Source organism: Schleiferilactobacillus shenzhenensis LY-73, assembly GCF_000469325.1.
Taxonomy (GTDB): Bacteria; Bacillota; Bacilli; order Lactobacillales; family Lactobacillaceae; genus Schleiferilactobacillus; species Schleiferilactobacillus shenzhenensis.
This window is the reverse complement of sequence record NZ_KI271604.1, coordinates 6090-7086: the sequence shown is the minus strand read 5'-3', so window position 1 is coordinate 7086 and position 997 is coordinate 6090. Positions and strand designations below refer to the sequence as shown.

The window sequence follows — 997 nt, the reverse complement described above, 5'->3', positions numbered from 1 at the left end:
AGCCCGTTTTGCCGGAGCTTGCGGAGCTTTGGCACGGCGTCGAGGGAGAATTATGTCCCAGTCCCTTCTTACTGTTCACGATTAATCGTGGTGAGCCAACTGATCCATGAACGCCGGCAGCTGGTCGATGACCATCGTCGGCAGAGTGACGTAGCGGGTGCGGGCGAGAGCATCGGCGACGGCGGAGTGGGTATAGACGGCCGCGGCCACCACATCGGGCCGCCAGCCGAACTGGGCGACGAAGGCGGCGATGATGCCGGTGAGGGTGTCGCCGGAGCCGCCGGTGGCCATACCCGGATTACCGCTGGTGTTCTGCGCGTAGTCCGCAGCACCGGCTTGGTAGAGGGTGGTGCGGTCACTCTTGTGGACGAGCAGGGTGCCCGTGGGGAGCGTGTCGACATAACGCTGGATCGCGGTCGGCGTCTGGTCGGCGGGCGCGAGCCGGCTGAGCCGCTGGAACTCCACCACGTGGGGCGTCAGAACGATGCGAGCCGCAGGCCAGGCGGGGGTCTTTTCTGCACTCAGCAGGGTGATGGCTGAACCATCGATGACGACGGTCTGTGCGGCGGTCAGGTGAGAAAGGGTGAAGGTCAACGCCGTCTGGCTCTCGGCGTCGGTCCCTAACCCCGGACCGATGACCACCACGGTGGCGCTCTGAATGAGCGGGGCCAAGCTGTCCTGGTCCGTGTAATCAGTGGCCATGACCTCCGGGTACCGGGTGTGCAGGGCGGTGAAGTTGACCGGCTTGGTCGCTAGGGTGACCAGGCCCGCACCGGCGTGGACGGCTGCGCCGGCGCTCATGATGCCGGCGCCGCCGAACTGATCGTTGCCGCCGACGACCAGAACATGGCCGAAACTGCCTTTGTAGGTGTTGCGTGCCCGGGGGCGGACAATGCGGCGGGCGGTGGTTTCTGTGATGAGGCGTTTTTCCACAATAATTTCCTCTTTCTTGTGAAAAGTCCTTGGCAAGGCGGGCTTTTCTTGGTAAGATATTGAA

General features: G+C 63.8%; 1 protein-coding gene. It reads right to left on the bottom strand.

Features of this window, described 5'->3' with window-relative positions; genetic code table 11:
* Positions 1-81 precede the first annotated feature (81 nt).
* Positions 82-933 (bottom strand): NAD(P)H-hydrate dehydratase, encoded by an 852-nt coding sequence (locus tag L248_RS12305; RefSeq protein ID WP_022530567.1) that lies wholly within the window; start codon positions 931-933, stop codon positions 82-84.
* Positions 934-997: the final 64 nt, after the last annotated feature.